A 20,568-nucleotide genomic window follows, 5' to 3' on the forward strand; every position below is an offset into this window, starting at 1 on the left:
CCCAATGCTTTTATAGATGGCTATCTTCTAGTTATTTAATAATTACGTATTCCAGGTTAACCAGTTTTGCATAAGTCACAATTTGGTCTGTGGTTAGATTCAAGGAAACCACAGTATGGTGACCGCCACCGTTCTCAATCCATGCCTTAACTCCATCCTGGAAGTTAGGCTTCACGTTCCACAGTACACGGGCTACCGGAAGATTTGGAGCAGGAACTGTCGGTTCAAATGCAGTAACCTCATTGATCAGCAGTTTATAATGGGTGCCAAAGTCAGCCATAGAAACAACCACACCGTCTCCTGCCTTGCCGTCAAATACCAGACGGGCTGGATCTTCACGATCGCCGATACCTAACGGAGAAACGATGACTTTAGGCTTGTTGCTCGCCAACGTTGGGTCAACTTCAAGCATATGGGATTGAAGGATCGATTCCTGACCAGCCGCTAATTCATAGGTGTAGTCTTCCATAAAGCCAGTGGATTGGTTATGGCTCATGACTTTAAGCAGGCGATCGAGCGCTGCAGTCTTCCAGTCTCCTTCACCAGCAAATCCGTATCCTTGTGCCATCAAACGTTGAACGGCAAGACCAGGGAGCTGTTTCATACCATAGAGGTCTTCGAAGTTCGTAGTGAAGGCAGTATAGCCGCCATGATCCAGGAATCGTTTAATAGCAATTTCATAGCTTGCTTGCACTCTTACACTGGCTTCCCAAGCTTCCTTGCTATAAGTACCATAATCGAATTCATAAAGTTCAGAGTATTCCGCAAACAAAGCATCAATCTCTTCTTCTTTCACAGCATTGACGTACTGAACGAGGTCGCCAATTCCGAAGTAGTCAACAGTCCATCCAAATTGAATTTGGGCTTCGACCTTATCACCTTCCGTAACGCCAACATTACGCATATTGTCGCCAAAGCGGGCGACTTTGATATTGAAGCTTTCGTTATAAGCAACCGCTACATCCATCCACTCTGCGATTTGTTTTTGCACTTCTGCACGTTCCCAGTAACCTACAACCACTTTATTCTGTTTCTTCAAGCGGGCGTTGATAAACCCATATTCACGGTCACCATGAGCTGCCTGATTGAGGTTCATGAAGTCCATGTCAATTGTAGCCCAAGGAATGCTTTCATTGTACTGTGTGGCCAAATGAAGTAGCGGCTTTTGCAGCAATTTAGTACCGCGAATCCACATTTTTGCAGGTGAGAAAGTATGCATCCAAGTGATGACACCAGCAACCTCATCACGATAGTTGACTTCTTTCATAAGGCTGGTGATTTTGTCTGCACTAACCGCCAGATCTTGCAATACAAGCGGATAAGGCAGAACGCCGCTCTTATTTAGGGCATCGGTCATTTCTTGTGCGTGTGCTTTGACTTCTGCTAATGCTTCTTCTCCATACAGATGTTGTGAACCTACGACAAACCAGAACTGTTTTGTACCTACTGTTGACATAACATTCATCCTCTTTTCTTCGTTTTTAGTTTAGTTGGTCTTACTTTTGCCCGTAGTAGGCATCTTTCCCATGTTTGCGCAAATAGTGTTTATCTAGAATCCGCTGCGGCAATTCTTCGGCAAAATGATTCAATTCCCGTGCGAATAAATTCATTTTCGAAACTTCTTCCAACACGACGCTATTCATAACTGCGGATTTCGCATCTTTCCCCCAAGTGAAGGGAGCGTGACCCTTAAGCAGGACACCTGGCACTGCTAAAATATCCAGCCCGCGCTGCTCAAAAGTTTCGATGATGACACGGCCGGTTTCCGCTTCGTAACCACGGTCGATCTCCTCTTGTGTCAGGAAACGAGCACAGGGAACAGAACCATAGAAGGTGTCTGCATGAGTAGTCCCCATTACAGGTACATCCAGGCCTGCTTGAGCCCAAATCGTCGCCCAAGTCGAATGCGTATGCACAATACCGCCGATCTCTGCGTAGTGCTTGTAAAGTACGGCATGAGTCGGTGTATCCGATGAAGGTCTCATCTCTCCTTCAACAACATTGCCGTCAAAATCAACAACCACCATATCGCTAGGTTTCATCGTGTCATAACTAACACCACTCGGTTTGATAACGAATAAGCCACGTTCACGATCAACAGCGCTTACGTTACCCCAGGTGTATTTCACGAGTCCATGTTTAGGCAAATCGAGATTGGCTTGAAATACTTCTTCTTTCAGCTGCTCTAACACGTCAATTCCTCCAGTTTTCCACTAGATTATCTACAGCAGCCTGCTCAATCGCCAGGCCTTGTGTGTAGCGTTCTAAGAATGTTTCGAACCCCTTAACATCGGAACCGTCAGGATGAATTTCTTGTCCCTCAACATCTCTAAATACTTTTTGGTCGAGGAAGTCTTCCAGACTTTCTTGTTGATCCTTGTTCATCATGTAAGAAGCCAGAATAGCCATACCCCACGCTCCGCCTTCTCCAGCTGTTGACATCACGGATACCGGGACATTCATAGCAGCCGCAACAATCTTTTGTCCGACGATAGGGGTTTTAAATAAACCACCGTGAGCCAGAATGCTGTCAATTGCGACGTATTCTTTCTTCGTCAAAATATCCATTCCGATTTTCAAAGCAGCAAATGCAGTGAACAGATGAGTCCGCATGAAATTGGCCAAATTGAAACGGCTCTCAGGAGAGCGGACAAACAACGGTCTGCCTTTCTCTATTCCGGTGATATTCTCCCCTGACAAATAGCCATAGCTGAGTAAACCACCGCCATCTGGATCCGCTTCCAAAGCCTTATTCAGCAACACACTGAACAATTGATTCGGATCCGCCTTGTGCCCCATGGCCTCATAGAATTCACGGAACAAGCCCAGCCAAGCATTGAGATCACTTGAACAGTTGTTGGCATGAACCATGCCGACCGGATTACCATTCGGTGTGGTCACCAGATCAATTTCCGGATATACCGCTGAAAGGTCTTTCTCTAATACAATCATGGCAAAAACCGAGGTTCCCACAGACACGTTGCCAGTACGTTTTCTCACACTATTCGTAGCGACCATCCCTGTTCCCGCATCACCTTCTGGAGGACAAAGCGAAATACCAGGTTGTAAATCTCCGGATTTATCTAAGATTTTCGCTCCCGCTGCGGTTAGTACACCTGCCTGCTCGCCTGAGATATGAACTTTAGGAATAATATCTTGTAACTTCCAATCGTAGCCTTTGGCTGCAATGAGTTCATCAAACTGCTTAACCATCGACTCGTTATAATCATGTGTAGTCTCATCAATTGGGAAAATCCCCGACGCGTCTCCGATACCAATTGCCTTATCGCCAGTCAGCAGCCAGTGGATATATCCAGCCAACGTCGTCATAAAATCAATATGAGGGACATGTTGCTCTTCGTTCAATATCGCTTGATACAAGTGAGCAATACTCCATCGCTCAGGAATGTTGAATTGAAATTTATCAGTTAAAGCTTTTGCTGCAACCCCGGTTGTCGCATTCCGCCAAGTCCGGAACGGAACAAGCAACTCACCCTTGCTGTCAAAAGCCATATAGCCGTGCATCATTGCAGAGAATCCTATAGAACCAACCGTACGAAGGGTGACTCCATATTTTTGCTCAACCTCTTGCTTCATTTCACGATAAGCCTCTTGCAGGCCCATAATAATACTCTCTAAGTTGTACGTCCAATATCCATCTACCAGGAGGTTTTCCCACTCATAGCTTCCAGATGCGATGGTTTCAAAACGATGATCAATCAGCACTGCCTTGATACGTGTGGATCCAAATTCGATACCAAGTGAGGTTTCTCCCTTAGTAATCGCTTGTTTAATGTCTTGATCCATGCTCACGTTACTCCTCTCTCTGAACAACTGTTATAATCGCATTAATTGAAAGAAGGCGCTTTCTTTTGTTTACAGCCTTAGTATATTTTTTGTGCGTACATTTGTCAACACAAAACCGTAGTTATACTTACAAATAATTTGACAAACCGAGTGTTTTTCTAGTTTTAACTTTAGTATTTATACAGATAGGACAATAGATTATAATAAACTCATAATTATGCTAAAATATGTACATACAAATATTATAGATGCATTAATTAGTATTAGAACAACTTGGAAAGAAGGAATAAAGTGAAACCAAAGTATCAGGTCATCCTTGAGGATATAAAAAGCAATATTCTTTCAGGGGCATACAGCGTAGGAGAACAAATTCCAACGGAATTCGCTTTGCAGGATAAGTATAAAGTTAGTCGTCAGACGGTTCGGAAGGCTATTTTGGAACTATCCAACGAAGGTTTCTTAAGAAGTGAAAAAGGATCTGGCACCTATGTCAGTAACCAATTCCGCTCAAAGACTGGTGGGAACTCCAGTAATAAAACCATCGGAGTCATCACGACCTACATCTCTGATTACATCTTCCCCTCGATAATTCGCGGGATTGAAGCCAGATTAAATGAAGATAATTATTCATTACTATTAGCGAGTACCAATAATGATGTCGCCCAGGAAAAGAAAGCCTTGGAGATGATGCTGTCCTTTGGTGTGGATGGTTTGATCATTGAGCCTACGAAGAGCAATCTATATAATCCCAATATCGCTTATTATCTGACGTTCAAGGAACAGGATGTTCCCTTCATCATGATTAATGCCTATTATGAAGAGTTGGAAGTTCCTTACTTCTGCCTCGATGACGTACAATCCAGCTATCTGGCAACCAAAGAATTGATCGCTAACGGACACACACAGATTGGTATCATTGCCAAAATGGACGATTTACAAGGAAAGTATCGAATGAAAGGCTATATCAAAGCGCTTGGAGAAGCCAAATTACGGTTTCACCCCGAGCAAGTGCTCTCATTCTATACTGAAACGAAGCAGGATTTGTCCACCAATTTGAGGAAATTTCTGACCGAACAAAGAGACGAGTTAAGCGCAATTGTCTGCTATAACGACGAGGTAGGATTAGAAGTTGTACATGTATGCAGACAACTTGGGATATTGGTGCCCGAAGACTTATCCATTATTGGTCAAGATAATTCCTATATTTCCAAGAATGCAAACATCAAACTAACGACATTAACGCACCCCCAGGAACAAATGGGACGTGATGCCGCCGATTGGGTTATTAAGAAACTTCAAGGGAAAAAGGATCTACGTAACCACACCTATTATCAGCCTGTGTTAATTGAAGGAGAGACGGTTAAGAAGAAACTGAAGTGAAAAAGGATATGTAACTGTGGTGAATTTCCGTTTTTTCTGAATGAACCATCGCCCTTTAAACCTAGTGCCTAATTGTCATATGACACTTTGGAGTGACTTGGTATGGTGGGTGGCGAAATGTAACTTGTTGGTATGACAAGTCCTTTGCCATACTTGGTTTTGCCGGACGCTATAAGGCAAAAATACATTTCAAGGAGAAATCATTCATGAAAAAAATGATTCACACCAGTCTCGCGGTTCTACTATTATCTGCTACGGTAACTACCGCGTGTATGGCACCCAACGGCGCATCAGTTGCCGCACCCGTTAACGTACCAGTTGCATCTGAGAAGGCTAGCTTGGAGGGACCGCGAGATGCTAAGGAACTAGAAGCTTTTGCGGATGGCGTTTTTGCGGACAAGATGAAGAAGTATAATACAGTTGGTTCTAATTTTGTGGTCGTTGCAGGTGGGAAAGTGATGCTAAGCAAAGGTTACGGGTATGCCGACAAGGGCAAAAAAATTCCTGTTGATAAAAATACCGTTTTCCAAATCGGCTCTGTTACAAAGTCATTCACTGCATTGGCAGCTATGCAGTTGGTCGATAAGGGGAAAATGGATTTAAAACGCGATATCCAAGAGTATTTAGGAGGAATAAAGGTTCCGAATAAAACAGGAAAAAAACTGACGATGTTTGATCTACTTACATATTCAAGTGGATTTGATGAACCAGATATTTCCATGGAAATGCATCCAGAATACGCGGACAAATATTTTCCGATGAAGAAGTTCATTGCATCAAATATGCCAACTGTTGTCAGGACTCCAGGAGAAGCGTACACTTATGACAATTTTGGTTTCATGCTAGCGGGATATGCTGTAGCAAACGTAACGGGTATGTCATATTCCAAATATATGGAAAAGAATATTTTCAAACCGTTAGGTATGAATTCGACGAATGTGCGGTTTACCCCCCAATTGTTAAGCAGAATGGCTGCTCACTATGGACCAACAGGCGAACTGATACCCTTGGACGGGTTTAAACCAACGGAAAAACCTGAAGGCGGTATCGTCTCAACAGCAGATGACATGGCGAAGTACCTTATTATGCACCTGAACAAAGGCAAGTACAAAGGTAAAGAAGTAGTGAGTCCAAAGAGCATAGAGCAAATGCACACATACCAATTATTCCCTGATAAGGAGTTCCCGGTCACAACAATTGGATTCGAAGGCTACTTCAAAGAGAAGATGAATAATCAGCATGTGATTCTAAAAGGAGGAAATGTTACAGGGCATTCTTCCTTGATTGTTATTCTGCCTGAGAAGAATACAGCAATGTACATGTCCTACAATAACGACTCCATGATGAGTCTTGACGTGTATGAGGAATTTATGAATCATTATTATCCGAGAAAATCAGAACTTCCAAAGTCAACCTACGCGACAATAAGTGAGCAGCAGGCCCAAGACTACGTGGGATTATACCAAAACACGCGTATCGCTGCCTTAAGGACGAAGGTTTCGTATTCGGACGGGAAATTAATAATGGAGACAGGAACATCAGGCAAACATACACTAAAAATGATCCACCCTTTATTATTTGAAGATGAATCAGGTAATAAATTGACGTTTAATAAAAATCAAGCAGGCCATATTGCATATTTGTATTACATGCAACTCCCAGACCTCGTTGCTTATGCGCAAAAAATAAACATTGATTCACCATTTTCTGATGTACCTGCGGATAGTAAATATATTCCATATATAAACAACCTTAATGCTTTGAAAGTCATGAGCGGAAAATCAGCCCACCTCTTCGATCCGAAAGGAACGATGACTCAGAGAGAATTCTCAGAAGTGCTGCTGCGCGCCCACGGGTGGTATAAACAACCTTTCATGATTGAACCGAATACAAAACAGATGATGGCCGGACTACGTAATTATCAGCCTAATTCTCCTATCACTAGACAAATGGCGGCGGTAATGATCCAGAACCTGAAACAGGTTGAGCCTGGAATTAAGGTTAAATTGGGTGGCGAAACGGATGCTTGGGCAGTTAAAGCCATCACAGCTCTTGTTTCCCAAGGTATCATGGACCCGAATACCAAGATCAATTTAGACGGCTCCATAGACTTCCGCTCCAAACAGCTTTTGAAGCGTCAAGAAGCCAGTGCCTTGTTGGATCAAGCATTTAATTACTATACGTTGCCAATCAGTCACTAATTCAAAAGGATTAAGTAAATTTTCTACCGTAAAGGACAGTGCTTACTTCGGGATTAACGAAAAAAAGCGCGAGTGCAGGGGGGATTTCCCCATGACTCGCGCTTTTTGGCTCATCTCGCCCATTCGAGGATGTTATGGGCAAGCAAAAGCCAACCGATAAGGGCACGGTACTAGCAGGCACCTAAGGAGGCGTACCGAAAGTTATTCCATAAGCCCTGCCTCCCGGGCCTTTTGCACTGCTTCCTCTCGGTTGCGAACCCCCAGCTTCAGATAGACCGATGACGCATAGTTTCTAACCGTACCATCGGATAAATACAATTTGGAAGCAATGGTTTTATATCGCAGTCCTTTCGACACGAACTGTAAAATTTCAAGCTCCCGTGAAGTTAAATCATAGGTCGCAGCCACTTTGGTTGTCGACGGAACGTCTCCGCTCTTGGCGGCTTCCAGCTGAGCAAACAATTTGTGCGACATCTCCTGATCGATCAGCGTGCCTCCGCGATAGACCGTACGTATTGTTTCGGCAAGCTCTACCGGCTTCATCGACTTCAATAGGTATCCGTCCGCTCCGCTTCGCAGCGCTTCCAGAGCCTGTCCAGTATCTTCGAACGTGGTGAGAATCAAGATGCGGATGTGGGGCCACGTTTGTTTTATGGTACGGGATGCGGAGATTCCGTCCAGGTTCGGCATGTCCAAATCCATGAGCACCAGCTGAGGCTGAACCTGCCTGCACAGTTCGATGGCTTGCTCGCCATCTTCTGCCACCCCTACGACTTGCAAATCTTGCTGCTCCTCGAGAAGAGTCCGTAGACTTTCACGGATAAAAGGCTGGTCATCGACGACCAACAGACGGATGACATCATCCTTAAGCTCCGTTTGTCGTGGCAGGGTGCAGGTAACGAGGGTGCCTTCGCCCGGTTGGGTATAGACGCCAACATGACCTTGCAAATTCATCGCTCGCTCTTTCATGGCGTTCAAGCCGAAACCATCCCGTCCATGTTCCATCCCACGGCCGTTATCTTGAATTTCCAGTCTCGTCTGCTGAGGCTCGAATTGCACTGAAACCGTAATCTCCGTCGAGTGTCCATGACGCACGGCATTCGTCAATGATTCTTGCAAGCAGCGATACAGCGCTATCTTCGCTTGCTTCGTTACAGGGTATTCCTCCCCGAAGGCCTGGAAACGAACCGACACCTTAGCATGCTCCTGAAACTCCTCTGCCAGCTTCCGCAAAGACTGAAGCAGTGGGAGTTCTTCATGCGGCGATTCGATTTGATGCACATAGCCTCTCACTTCATCCATATTTTCCCGGGCCAGGTTCAATAGGGAATCGAGCCGTTTCGTTCCTGTATCCGTCTCTAGCTCAGGGCGCAAGGTTTCCAACCCCATAATGAGGGAAGTGTACGCATGACCGACGGTATCATGGAGCTCTTTGGAGAGCCGATTCCGCTCTTCGGCCAGCGTGATGCGCTCGATTTGGGACAAGTACTGCTCCAGCACCGCATTTTGCTCGCGTATAATTTCACTTTGACGATGATTGACCATCAATAAATGGAAGGAAAATCCGAATGCATAAGCCGTCCCGAATTGAATGGTCATAATCCAAAAATCAATCTGCTCTGCAAGCAGCTTAATTATAGCGGGTAGGAGCAATATCGATAAAGGACCTGACCAAAGATATGTTCTTTGTTTGCTATTAGAGGCAATCAAAAATGCATATACCAGGAATGTGAGGTAGGCTTCTGGAAAGAACAAAACTAAATACAAGCAGAGCCCGCCCGGGATCACAATCTCGGTAAGCAGGTAGTATCTATAATTGAGCTGCAAGCACAGCCAGGGAACGGAAAAAGCAATAAGCTGCCAAAACACAAGAACCCAAAGCGGCAGCGTGAAATGAGCTTGCCGCTCTATGATAGTGAGCAGGAGAGAAGTACTGCAAATCAGGCGGATCATAAGCATGAACCAGTCGTACCAGAACCACTGCTTTACCATATCGAACAAAACCATCAACCCCTAAGAACTATCAGTATGACATTACGTAACTATTATAGAGCAGATCATTATCCAACAATACTTTTAAATCCAGACCGGGACATTCCGGCTACCGGTTCACACTCTTGATCATACGACGGGTGTAGCCTCCTAGCATACGCGTGAAGCTGTTCGCAAGCCTGTAGCTCACCATAGTGAATATGACTCCTGAGGCCGAAACCAGTACGGATTTTATCACAGTATCTATAGGTACACCCATAAAATAATAATTAAATAGTGGAAAGAGGAGCGGGGCCGCAATCATTGCGAGTGGAGTTATATAAAGCAAGGCTGCACTAATGAGGCTTAAAATCCCCACCGGAAGCTTCAGCATCAGCCAGCCGATAGCGATCCAGTTGCGCCGATTTAGCAGCTCCTTCCTTGCTTGAAGCCAGATAGAGTCATCGGTGTTTATTGGTTTAACGTAAAGCTCTGTGGTAATATCCGTATAGATCTTGGTCTGTGTGCGTTCAAATTGCAGGAAGGTGTTTGTAGTTCGCAAAATGCGAGTAATCAGAGGAACGCCCGCGACGGTAAACGAAAGACTCAAGCCTAATGTAAGAGCGACCAGATAAAAGCAAAAGTAAAACAATCCGGTAGCGAAAGTAAGCAGTAGGAAATAGCCATTTTGAATAAAGCTGACGACGGTTCTTGTCATCAAAGAGCCCACATCCTTTACAAGTAGTCATCGTATCCTACGGCTCTTGATGTCAAATCCGCCAGTGCCATAATGTCATATGACACAAAGCGAAAGCGGTCTGCGAACCTAATGGGGAAAAACAACAGTAGTTACTGTGTGTACGGCAATTTTCGATCGCACGGCTAAACAAAAACTGCCCACCAAAAACTTAGAAGCTTGAAATTTACACTATCCATATATTGAGCTTGTCATTATAAATTGAATAACATTTAGAGATACGTAGAAACCTTATCTCTTGACATTTTATGGAGAATACTATATATATTCAAAGCCAATACGAAAGACAGGAAGGGAGGATCTGCATGCACAGAGTGATCAAAATCAAATTTACGCTCTTTTACGGTGAAGTTCCTGAAGCAAAATGTTATGGGTACTTGGAGTTGAATCAGGATGGCAATATGATCGCGCTCTACAATAGGTACGGTGAGGAAATAGACATGTATGGCGGACATGAAGTTGTTAGGGTAATTTGATGACCAAGACCGTGATAATTTTTATTCTTTGTTAGAAAGTGATGGTGTAGGATAATCTGCACGATAGGCTGACGATTCCAGTGCCAAGGCACTACGAAAAGTCAGCCTTTTTGATTTTATTTGCCTTATAGAGTTGACCGGCACGTTATCATAATCCCCTAACCTCATCTTGTCAAGAAATAATGCGCGAATGAGCGACACCGTGGTGGAGCCCCCCTTATGCTTTCGAAATATGAATGAATTTCCGAGTATGATGGGCAATTTCACTTTTTCCAATTAATCCCACTTCACGTAAAATGATCTTCAAGGCGTTGCGGGTTAAGCGATATACAAACAATGGACGGAACGTAATGAACAATCGGGAGGTAGAAGATGGACAATCAGGATCAAGATGCAAGAGGAATGAAGAGAGGGGCAATATTAACCGCTCTACTCATCGGTACATTTGTCGCGTTTCTTAACGAAAATTTACTTACCAATGCGTTTCCTGCGTTGATGAGAGAATTTAGCGTTGCTGCTTCGACCATACAATGGTTATCGACGGGATATATGCTCGTGATCGGCGTACTGGTGCCGGTGACCGCATTACTACAGCAATGGTTCACGACTCGCCAGATGTTTATGTCTGCGATGGCGTTATTTTTGGCCGGTACCTGCTTGTGTGCAGTATCCCCGGGATTCGGAATCTTGCTGATGGGCAGGGTTGTTCAGGCTTGCGGGACAGGATTATTGATCCCGTCGATGATGAATACGATTCTCGCTCTCTATCCTCCAGAACGTCGGGGTGCCGCCATGGGTCTCATGGGGCTGGTCATCATGGTCGCCCCTGTCATCGGGCCGGCTTTGTCTGGCTTAATTATCGATACCTTTCAATGGCGATGGCTGTTCTACATGGTGATTCCTGTCGCACTGTTTTCGATGATTTATGCATTCGTGTACTTAAAGAACGTGACAGAACTGACCAAGCCAAGGGTCGATCTTGTATCCATTGTGATGTCAACCGTCGGTTTCGGCTGCGTCACCTATGGCTTCAGCCAAACAAGTGTCTCTCTTGAGCCAGAAGGTTACGGATCGATTGCAATAGGTAGCCTTTTCTTGCTCTTGCTTGTATGGCGCCAGCTTAAGATCAAAGAGCCGTTGATCAATCTTTCCGTATTCCGGCATTCCACTTTTTCTCTGGTTGCGGTATTGATTGTAATTCTGACGATGGTTCTATTCGCCACAACAACTTTGCTGCCGTTCTATATGCAGGATGTGATGAAGTTGACAGCATTCGCGACAGGCTTACTTCTAATGCCGGGTAGCATTTTGAACGGAATGCTGATGCCGGTATCGGGGAAATTACTCGATAAATTCGGGCCGAGACTCGTCATTGTGCCCGGGCTATTCCTGATCGTTCGCCATATCGTTGTGGCTGTTTACCGGCATCGACAGTGATACAACACAAGGCTCCGTTCTGTTCAATCATATCCTGTTATTCTTAGGCATGTCATTCGTCGTCATGCCGGCTCAGACGACAGGATTGAGTCAACTTCCACGTCACCTGGTTCCTCATGGCACAGCCATATATAATACGCTCCAACAGATTGCAGGGGGAATTGGCATCGCATTGTTCGTCGGCATCATGTCGTCTGGAGCCAATCGTTATCTTCACCATTCGCTCAATCCCACTGCGATGCATGAGAAGACACAAAGCATGGTTTCCGGTCTACAAACGGTTTTTTGGATTGAATTTATTCTGGCAATACTTATTCTGGCGCTGGGTTGGTTTATAAAAAAGCCACCTGAACATAATTAATTCATTACTAGGCACAGATTGAATCATAAGTTTAAAACCGTACAAGAAGCATGGGCTGTCTCATAAGGGGCGGCCTTTTATTTCGTTGTACCTTAGAACCGCTAACTATAAGGAGAGCTGATTTCTGCCTAAAAGTTTATTTTCGAGAATCAAGAATAAACATAGATGCATCTTGTCCCATGAATATTTTACTTCCGTTAAAAAAAGTTTTGGACTGAATATCTCTATATCCTATTTTAGTCATAATGTCAGTCAGCTCTTCTTGATGAAATCCGTTATGAACTATATCTGAAACTACTTTTTCATTTTTATTAAAATCTACGATTAGTAAATGTCCTCCTTCATTTAGAACATCAAATAGCCTTGATAAAACGATTTCAACATCATGAATATGGAGTAGAACCTGAGCCATAAAAATATAGTCCGCATGTAAATCCGTTAGACCTTCCTTTTCAAAATCAAAACATAATGTATCTGCATTCTGAATGTGAAGATCAGTAATTTTTTGCTTTATTTGATTAATCATGTTTTGTGAAGTATCCAGAAAAAGCATAGAATTAAAATCATTTAACAAGCTCATTCCGACAAGACCTGTTCCACACCCAAAATCAATAGCATTCTTACTATTAGCGTCAACCACATATTCGCGAATGGCATCAGATGATACCTTTGCAATTTGAATTCTTTCAGAAGTGTCATATACATTAGCTATCATTTCAAACTTATCCGTATTTCCCATGATTACCTCCCCAATCCGCCTTAATAAAAAACACAACAATATAGAATGATATTCTATCGAAGCATTAGCATTTAGTCCACATTCTTATTAGTAAGCTCTTAGTCTTGGTCCGTTTCTGTACAATTTTGCTTCAAAATTCTCGCCCTTATTTGTGATACGGTTCACCACCCTACCTGTAACGGCAAGTTTAAAGACCATCCCGCTAAAAGGATGGCCCTTAGGACTGCTAATCTATTCTAATTGCCTCGATATAAAGCTCGATTCTCACTTCATTTCCGACGATAACCCCGCCTTTTTCCAGAGGCGAGTTGAATGTCAAGCCAAATTCATTGCGGTCAATACTGGCTGTTGAATGAAATCCTACACGTTCCCGGCCGCGAGGGTCTTTGTTTAGTCCTTCAAAAAAGGTATGAAAAGTGATGGGTTTGGTTACTCCATGCAGAGTTAGATTGCCTGTAAGTTCATATTGCCTTTCGCCAGCAAGGACGCAGCTGGTGCTTTGAAACGTAATGGTTGGATACTTGGCTGCATGAAGGAAGTCGTCACTCTTCAGGTGTTCATCTCGTTGCGATTGGCGAGTTGTAATACTATTTGCATCTATGGAAGCCTGAATACCCATGGTTTTTAAATTGTTGGGGTCAAAACTCAAGATCGCTTGGAAATGCTCGAATACTCCTTTAATTCTACTAATCATTAAATGCGTCACCGAAAACTCGACGGAGCTGTGGTCCGGATCCACTTCCCAATTGATATCTTTCATAAATAAATTCCACCTCTATAATAAGATTTTGAGAAAGGTCGCCCCCTCTCAAAGCACTGCGATATTCGCATACACTTAATATACAAAAACGCTACTGACAACGGGATGTCAGTAGCGTTTTAGCATTTTTTCGGCTTCCTCGTAAATCCGATTTTGGAATACTCAGGCTCCGCCACGTCATAATTAAATCCAAGGTAAGCCCACAGGTGCCCATCATCTGGAGGATGATACTCTGAACCTTATTGGTTCGTATTTTATGGATAATTCATGTACGCCTTCATTACGATTCGTCTTTGTCGAAATAATCATCTGGCAAATGCAGTTCTCGCAAACAACCGATAAATTTTTCTCCGAAATTCGGATTGCTTTTGTATTTCGGCCATACCTCCTTATAGTAAGACAGCAGCTTCTCATGTGGAATAATGCCCCAGTATAAAATCAAGTTATTCAGAACCTGCGGGCCGCCCCCCATCAACATCTGTTCAATGATCTGCCAGCTTCCCAGCTTGTTTTCGCAACTGCGCGCGGCATAGATGGCAGTGGTATGCATTTTCGGGTCGGCGTGACACAAGAAAGGTGCAAAGTTCTGGAGCGTAATCGCACCGTACTCTTCCAAGATATACCCTGCATAACGCAACGTTTCCGGGTCGTGAATCCGGTCAAGCCTTTGCAAGATCACTGGAATAAACTCCGTTAAATCCTCAGTTTTACTGGTAGCGTGCAGAATCTGTAAAGCTTGCAGAAAATCCCCGTGTTCATCCGATTGCAACAGCCCCAGAAGATATTTTCTACCCGTGTCAAAAGAAGTTTGGCAGATGAGCCAAATGGCTGTGGTCCGATTTTTGGGGCTTTGCTCCGCAATTTTCTTCAAAAAAGCAAGGGTTAGCTGAGAGACTTTCTTAAACTTGAACATTCCATCAAGCGCTTTGGCTTGGATTTCTTCGTTTGGAGCGCTCTGATAAATCTGGATCAGCGCATTCTCATCACCCGGCATTCGACTGCCAAACCACCCGATATCATAATCCAGAATAATTTCATCCAGCCAGCGCTCGTACCAGTCCAGAAAGCTGTCTTCATAGACAAAGAAAAAAGGATGATCAGGATGAAAATCGGAGGTGTACACAATTCTCCCCCTATATTTCCCCTCAAGTACGAGATACATGTCGTATTCGCAGCCTTGGGTGCCTATGCACAACATGCCGCCCAACACCTTATTACAGGTGTCGTCGTATTCCTCATCGGGAATGTCCTCGTCCTTGGTCAGGGGCTCAATTAGACGGTTCCATTCCTCTTTGGTCATCCCGGGGTACAGAACGGATTTTGCAAGGAGCGCTTGGCGCTCGGTGTAGGAAGTTGCCTTTTCAATTGAATATATTCCATAATAGGGTCCGGCGCCTCCATTGCCGATGTTCGTTAAAAACAGCGCATAAGGCTCAGGAAGTGTGACCTGATTGTGGGCTTGCCAGTCCGCCAGCTCTTTTGCTGTAAGCTTCTCTTTAACCCTATATTGATGTGAGGATGATCCAAACACTGAGAAACCCGCGTCTTTGCGCATAGCTTGGCTCAGTTTGTTTTTTATTCGATCCAGTTGCGTTTCTTTCTTGCCAAACCACATATTTGAACCCTCCTGTTGACCATAGCCAGGTTTCCTTTGTTTGCTTATCCAGCAATTTTATTATTTTTTCTATGGGACGTACCTCTTTAAAGTGTTATGTATCTAGAGACTCATCAAACGCAGCTCATTTTAAACAACATATAGTGAGGGAGAAAGTAATGAAAAGCCAATTAAGAAATATTACGGTCGACGGTTATGCCTTCGTTTATTGGTACTCAGGCGGGTCTCGCTTCATCCTAAACCTATCTCCGAAAGAGAATAAAAACATCAAAATCACGCTCATCTTTCAGGCGAATCCTCCTGAAGAAGAGCCTCATACTTTTTGGTCCTTTTATGACATTTCAGCCCAAAATAATGAAATAGAAACTGTCATCCATCTAGGTAAACCCAAACATATTGCTGAAATCATCTCTTACTTGATGGCAAAACGACAAGAACTTTGGGTCCAGGGGAAGCCTCACGTTCTGGATCATGCCTGGGATTTACTAAAGGAAATGGGCTATTCCGAGTTAAAACCGATTTGGATTAGACAGTGGTAGTGATAATGGTTTGTGGACTAGCCCCCTTTGACCACTCAAAGGGAGCTTAAAGTTCACAGATATACGATTATTCGTTATCCGGCGTAGCCGGACTGGCCGGGGGCATCAAGCCTTTAACGGCGCCGAGAAACGGGCGAATGGACTTGATCATGCCGTAGCCCATCTTCACGACCGGGAGAAATTTCTGGATCATGCCGAACAGCCGCAAGCCGCCGCCGAGCATACCGCCAAGTCCTCCTGCGCCTGCAGTGGAGCCGCCAAGGCCGCCTAACAGCGAGCCCATCATCGGCAGGAATGCCGACACCTTGGCGTCCGGCTTGCGGGAGCGCGAACGGCCAGACGGTTTACGTGCGCCGCTTTTCCGGTTGCCGAGACGGACGCCCGGGGCATGCGAACTGGCTCTGCGTTTGAGAGATTGGGAATTTTGCCTCCCGGAAGAAGCGCGTGGAGGAGCCCCAGCACTGGCAAGTATCAACCCGCCGCGATTAACGTCGGTGATGTAGCCGACGTAGGTCTCTCCGCTGTGCAGGGTGACACAGACCGGACGGCCTTGAAATTTCTTAGCCCGTGCACGCATCTCCTTCGATTGTGCCATAGAAGTTCACCTCGCTCACTGATTATAATTCAGTTTACGCCAGGGGCGGGCTGCCTGCTTGTGCGAATAGGACATACGCACGCCAAAAATCGTTTGGCGGGCTCACCGCCGTTCAAGTCCGCCCAACGGTCCCCACGCTAAATCAAGAGAATTGCCAAAAACCTGCTACTGGATGTTGTATCTCATTCGTCCCCACTTTGGCGAAAACATATAGTGATCCAAAACCAAAAGGATAATTGTAATCCTCCTGAAGCAACGTTTCGGGGTAGCCATCTTCATCTACCTGAAATAAAAAAGAGAATGACTCCTCCCTCAGCTTCGCAAAATAATAGTCTTCATTTTGAATAAGTCTCGGGTTTCCGCCTACTTTGATCAAATAAGGCTGATCCATCGACTTTTCGTCATGGCTTAGTTCCCCGTTTGAAATTACATGCTTTATAAGACTCGGGTTAGTAAACATATCTTTGACGCTTTCAGTCGAAATGGGATGCTCAATCACCTTGATCGGGCAATTAGGATAAATGTTATTTTCCAAATACTCCTCATAGTCTTCAGGGATGAAGATCGAAATCATGCTCTCAGGTTTAAAGGGATGGACGAGGCTCAAGTAAAAAACATATTTTTGGTTACCTTCGTGGATGAGGTCTGGGTGATCATCAAAAAACTCAGGTGCATTCCCGCCGATCCAGCCTGCACTATGTTCGTTCGATAGGACCGGTATCGCATAATAAAGAATACAATCTGTTCTCTCAATTAAAATATTCATTTGATTTTCATTAGGCATTTTACAACTCTCCCTCAAGAAACACGAATACCTTACTCTGCCGCTTCTGCCAGCCATGCTTGCATAGCCGGAGACTGCGCCCGATTCAAACGCAGGGCGATTTCGGTATTGATCTCATCCGGCGGCATGACCTCGACAAGGACGCACACGGAATCTCGCGGTTGATTCAAGGCAAACACGCCTTCATCATCGAGCATTTTCATCGCCAGCTCCATGGCCTTCAGCCTCGAATCAAATTCACGATTCCAATCGTCAGCCTCAAGCTCCGCAATGGAAGGACGCTCCATAAACAATTGTTTAACATCATCGAAGTTCTCATCCCTGAAACAACAGTAGGGTGAATCGGCATAGGACCATTTGATGAGTTCCGCAATCGTTGACCCCGGCGTGCCGCTTTCTTCTCCTTGTCTGGCCGCTTCCCTCTCCAAGGCCTCCCATGACCAGGCGGAGATGCTTGGCGCATGTCCCTCTCCAGTCGTAAATAGCGTGCAGTAATAGTAACGTTCGCCATTTTCAAAAAGAGTGCGAAAGGACGTCCTAGCCACATCAGCAATTTCTGCCGCCAGCGCCTCTATTCCTTGCGTCGGTTTCACGACAATCTCTCCTTAGCCCTATAAAATATATCTTATTTCCATTATAAAAATGGTTTGCCCTAAATCTACCTACTTCCCACCCGAATCCTGAATATGCGCGATTAAGGTTCTAATTCAAGGTGCATCTTGGCTTCCGCCTCATCCCATGGCACCGAGTAACCCGCCCCTTTGGCGCAAAAGATAGAGGAGGATGTATACAGTGGGTCTGCCTCTTTGCGGTAGCCCATCCGCTCTATGACTTCCTCCGTATTATGGCAGCGGTCGTAGCCGCTGAACACGCAGCGGATACTGCCTCGTCCATGCGTAAAGGATGCGAATTCGGCACTGTAGTTCATGAAAGTCGATACAGGCACCCTGCCCGTGACCACCGCTTGCGTTCCGGTTGTTTGCGGCGGATTAAAAGTACCTGAAGCACGCTGAATATCGGACAGCACCCTGCCCATTTCATCGATAGCGACCTTGATTTTAAAATCGTAAAAGGGCTCCAGCAGCACGTTGTCCGCCTTCTCCAGACCCTGCCGTAGTGCTCGAAAGGCAGCCTCACGAAAATCGCCGCCATGGGTATGTTCTTTATGCGCGCGTCCCCTCAGCAGCGTAATGTTCACGTCGGTGACCGGCATGCCGGTCAGCAGTCCGTGATGCTCCCGTTCATAGAGGTGATTCCGAATCAAATTCTGATAGCTGACATTCAGATCATCGGCATGACATCTGCTATCGAGCATGATGCCGTTGCCCCTTGCTCCCGGTTCAATCAGCAGATGCACTTCCGCATAATGCCTGAGCGGTTCGAAGTGGCCGTACCCCTTTACAGCTGATTGAATCGTTTCCTTATACAAGATTTCCGGTTGTCCAAAAGAGATAGCAAAGCCAAACCGCTCTCTAACAAGCTGCTCCAGCACTTCCAGTTGAATCAATCCCATGACGCGGATAGAAATCTCCTGCAATTTCTCATCCCAAACGACGTTCAGAGACGGCTCCTCAGCCTCCAGCGTGCGAAAAGTACCGAGCACCTTCTGTACATGTATCGAATTGTCGAATAATACCTTCGATTGTAACGTCGGCTCCGAGTCGTAAGCTAACTTGTCTGATATCGACCCAAGGCCTTGTCCAGCTTCGGCGGCGGACAAGCCGGCAACCGCAAACAAATCGCCTGCTTCCACTTGTTCCACCGGCTGCGATTTAAGGCCGTTAAACAAGAAGAGGCGCGTAACTTTTTCGTCATATTGAACCCCGCCGCTCTCATAACTAAGCTGTTCTCTCACCTTCAGCCGACCACCCAGCGCCTTAATGAACGTGAGTCTCGCTCCGCCTGCATCGTGCCGAATTTTATAAGCCCGCCCCTGGAACGAAGCATTCTCGTCATAAGTGGTTGTCGTCAGCAGATGCAGCTGATCCAGAAATTCAATGACGCCTGTATCCTGAAGCGCAGAGCCGTATGCACAGGGGAAGAGAAGACCCGCCGCTATCATCCTCTGCAAGGCCTCCAGCCAGAAGCCGGAATCCTCTCTCCCCTCCAGGAATGCTTCCAGCAAGGCTTCGTCCCGCTCCGCCATGGCCTCCCGTAGCGGCTCGCCGACTATGCCGTCAGTGAAGCTCTGTGTAATGCAGCATACTTCCCCCGTCAACTGCTGACGGATATCCGCCTCGGTTCTGCCTGCATCCGCGCCGATCCGATCTGTCTTGTTGATAAAGAAGAACGTCGGAATCCGATGCTTGCGCAGCAGCTGCCAGACCGTCTCCGTATGGCCCTGGACACCTTCAACTGCGCTTACAATCAGGATGGCATAATCAATGACCTGAATCGCCCGCTCCATCTCCGGAGAGAAATCGATGTGTCCGGGGGTGTCTATTATGTAATAGCTGTCTCCTTTATATTCCATTACCGCCTGATCTGCGAACACCGTAATGCCCCTTGCCCGCTCGATGTCGTGGCTGTCCAGAAACGCATCCTGATGATCCACCCGCCCCCGGGACCGGATACTGTTCGTATGGTACAGCAGCTGTTCCGCAAAAGTTGTCTTACCTGCATCCACATGGGCGAACAGGCCAATCGTTAGTCGCTTCATAGAATCCCACTTTCAACGCTTCTTGTTAATACTTCTCATTTTATTAAAGCATAGAAATCGGGAGAGTGGGTAGGAACACTCCAATTAAAATCGGAGAAGATTGGGGGCTTATCTGACTGTGATGAGTGATACCCAATTACCTCTTTGTCTGGCTACTAGTAACCGTTCTGTGATGCGAAAAAGCGTTCAATCATTTGTTTCGTTTCGCTTGGAGTTCTCAATTGAACTGCCTTTCCATTTTCATCAAGGGTAAAATGCCCCCTAAATGCTTCTGGCATATCCTGATACTGTTTCTTGACTTGGTGAAGTGTTTTTTCAAAACAGGGATATCCGTATTTTTTAATTAGTAGAGGCAATCCAAAGGCAGATCTTAAAAACTCATAGGCTACATCACTTATTGCGCATATAAACTTAGGATCATTCTCGCGAAGAGGGGCAGTCGTTAGGTACTTAATCGATTCCTTGTGAAGCTGTTGTTTATCTTTGG

General features: G+C 45.3%; 15 protein-coding genes and 2 pseudogenes. 5 read left to right on the plus strand and 12 right to left on the minus strand.

Going from position 1 to position 20,568, the window contains the following annotated elements:
- Positions 1-31: 31 nt before the first annotated feature.
- From araA to MKY98_RS26170, 3 genes are read right to left on the minus strand one after another with little or no spacing between them, the layout of a single operon-like run.
- Positions 32-1,456, minus strand: a complete 1,425-nt coding sequence (araA, locus tag MKY98_RS26160; protein ID WP_029518894.1) for an L-arabinose isomerase — start codon at positions 1,454-1,456, stop codon at positions 32-34.
- A 40-nt stretch (positions 1,457-1,496) separates the two neighbouring features.
- Positions 1,497-2,192 (minus strand): L-ribulose-5-phosphate 4-epimerase, encoded by a 696-nt coding sequence (locus MKY98_RS26165; protein ID WP_013373853.1) that lies wholly within the window; start codon positions 2,190-2,192, stop codon positions 1,497-1,499.
- Between the two features lies 1 nt (position 2,193).
- A complete protein-coding gene (locus MKY98_RS26170; RefSeq protein ID WP_069012329.1) occupies positions 2,194-3,807 on the minus strand; it encodes a xylulokinase in 1,614 nt (537 codons plus the stop codon).
- Between the two features lie 291 nt (positions 3,808-4,098).
- On the opposite strand from MKY98_RS26170, the gene MKY98_RS26175 reads away from it, so the two are divergent.
- On the plus strand, positions 4,099-5,187 hold the full coding sequence (locus MKY98_RS26175) for a GntR family transcriptional regulator (protein WP_029518896.1): 1,089 nt from the start codon (positions 4,099-4,101) through the stop codon (positions 5,185-5,187).
- 206 nt (positions 5,188-5,393) lie between these two features.
- Positions 5,394-7,388: a serine hydrolase gene (locus tag MKY98_RS26180; RefSeq protein WP_029518897.1), complete on the plus strand. Its 1,995-nt coding sequence runs from the start codon at positions 5,394-5,396 to the stop codon at positions 7,386-7,388.
- A 201-nt stretch (positions 7,389-7,589) separates the two neighbouring features.
- Here MKY98_RS26180 and MKY98_RS26185 read toward each other — a convergent pair whose 3' ends face one another.
- Together MKY98_RS26185 and MKY98_RS26190 are read right to left on the minus strand one after the other, a co-directional pair.
- Positions 7,590-9,389: a helix-turn-helix transcriptional regulator gene (locus tag MKY98_RS26185; RefSeq protein ID WP_069012331.1), complete on the minus strand. Its 1,800-nt coding sequence runs from the start codon at positions 9,387-9,389 to the stop codon at positions 7,590-7,592.
- 100 nt (positions 9,390-9,489) lie between these two features.
- Entirely contained in the window at positions 9,490-10,077 is a 588-nt protein-coding gene (locus MKY98_RS26190) for a sensor domain-containing protein (RefSeq protein ID WP_029518899.1), read from the minus strand.
- A gap of 344 nt (positions 10,078-10,421) precedes the next feature.
- On the opposite strand from MKY98_RS26190, the pseudogene MKY98_RS26195 reads away from it, so the two are divergent.
- Positions 10,422-10,647: pseudogene (locus MKY98_RS26195) on the plus strand (hypothetical protein).
- Positions 10,648-10,964: 317 nt separating this feature from the next.
- Positions 10,965-12,390: pseudogene (locus MKY98_RS26200) on the plus strand (MDR family MFS transporter).
- Positions 12,391-12,526: 136 nt separating this feature from the next.
- Here MKY98_RS26200 and MKY98_RS26205 read toward each other — a convergent pair.
- From MKY98_RS26205 to MKY98_RS26215, 3 genes are all read right to left on the minus strand, one after another.
- Positions 12,527-13,129 (minus strand): class I SAM-dependent methyltransferase, encoded by a 603-nt coding sequence (locus MKY98_RS26205; protein WP_069012332.1) that lies wholly within the window; start codon positions 13,127-13,129, stop codon positions 12,527-12,529.
- 226 nt (positions 13,130-13,355) lie between these two features.
- Positions 13,356-13,889, minus strand: a complete 534-nt coding sequence (locus tag MKY98_RS26210) for a YceI family protein (RefSeq protein WP_069012333.1) — start codon at positions 13,887-13,889, stop codon at positions 13,356-13,358.
- 280 nt (positions 13,890-14,169) lie between these two features.
- Positions 14,170-15,504 (minus strand): SMI1/KNR4 family protein, encoded by a 1,335-nt coding sequence (locus tag MKY98_RS26215; protein WP_069012334.1) that lies wholly within the window; start codon positions 15,502-15,504, stop codon positions 14,170-14,172.
- A 158-nt stretch (positions 15,505-15,662) separates the two neighbouring features.
- On the opposite strand from MKY98_RS26215, the gene MKY98_RS26220 reads away from it, so the two are divergent.
- Positions 15,663-16,043, plus strand: coding sequence for a hypothetical protein (locus MKY98_RS26220; protein ID WP_069012335.1), 381 nt, complete (start codon positions 15,663-15,665; stop codon positions 16,041-16,043).
- Between the two features lie 67 nt (positions 16,044-16,110).
- Here MKY98_RS26220 and MKY98_RS26225 read toward each other — a convergent pair whose 3' ends face one another.
- The 4 genes from MKY98_RS26225 to MKY98_RS26240 form a co-directional block, all read right to left on the minus strand.
- Positions 16,111-16,638, minus strand: coding sequence for a hypothetical protein (locus MKY98_RS26225; RefSeq protein ID WP_069012336.1), 528 nt, complete (start codon positions 16,636-16,638; stop codon positions 16,111-16,113).
- Positions 16,639-16,780: 142 nt separating this feature from the next.
- Complete coding sequence (locus MKY98_RS26230) at positions 16,781-17,422, minus strand: hypothetical protein (protein ID WP_069012337.1); 642 nt, start codon at positions 17,420-17,422, stop codon at positions 16,781-16,783.
- Positions 17,423-17,454: 32 nt separating this feature from the next.
- Complete coding sequence (locus tag MKY98_RS26235) at positions 17,455-18,015, minus strand: DUF4303 domain-containing protein (RefSeq protein WP_069012338.1); 561 nt, start codon at positions 18,013-18,015, stop codon at positions 17,455-17,457.
- Between the two features lie 101 nt (positions 18,016-18,116).
- Positions 18,117-20,081 (minus strand): elongation factor G, encoded by a 1,965-nt coding sequence (locus MKY98_RS26240; protein WP_069012339.1) that lies wholly within the window; start codon positions 20,079-20,081, stop codon positions 18,117-18,119.
- Between the last annotated feature and the right edge of the window lie 487 nt (positions 20,082-20,568).

This window comes from Paenibacillus sp. FSL M8-0228, assembly GCF_038007385.1.
GTDB lineage: Bacteria > Bacillota > Bacilli > Paenibacillales > Paenibacillaceae > Paenibacillus > Paenibacillus polymyxa_D.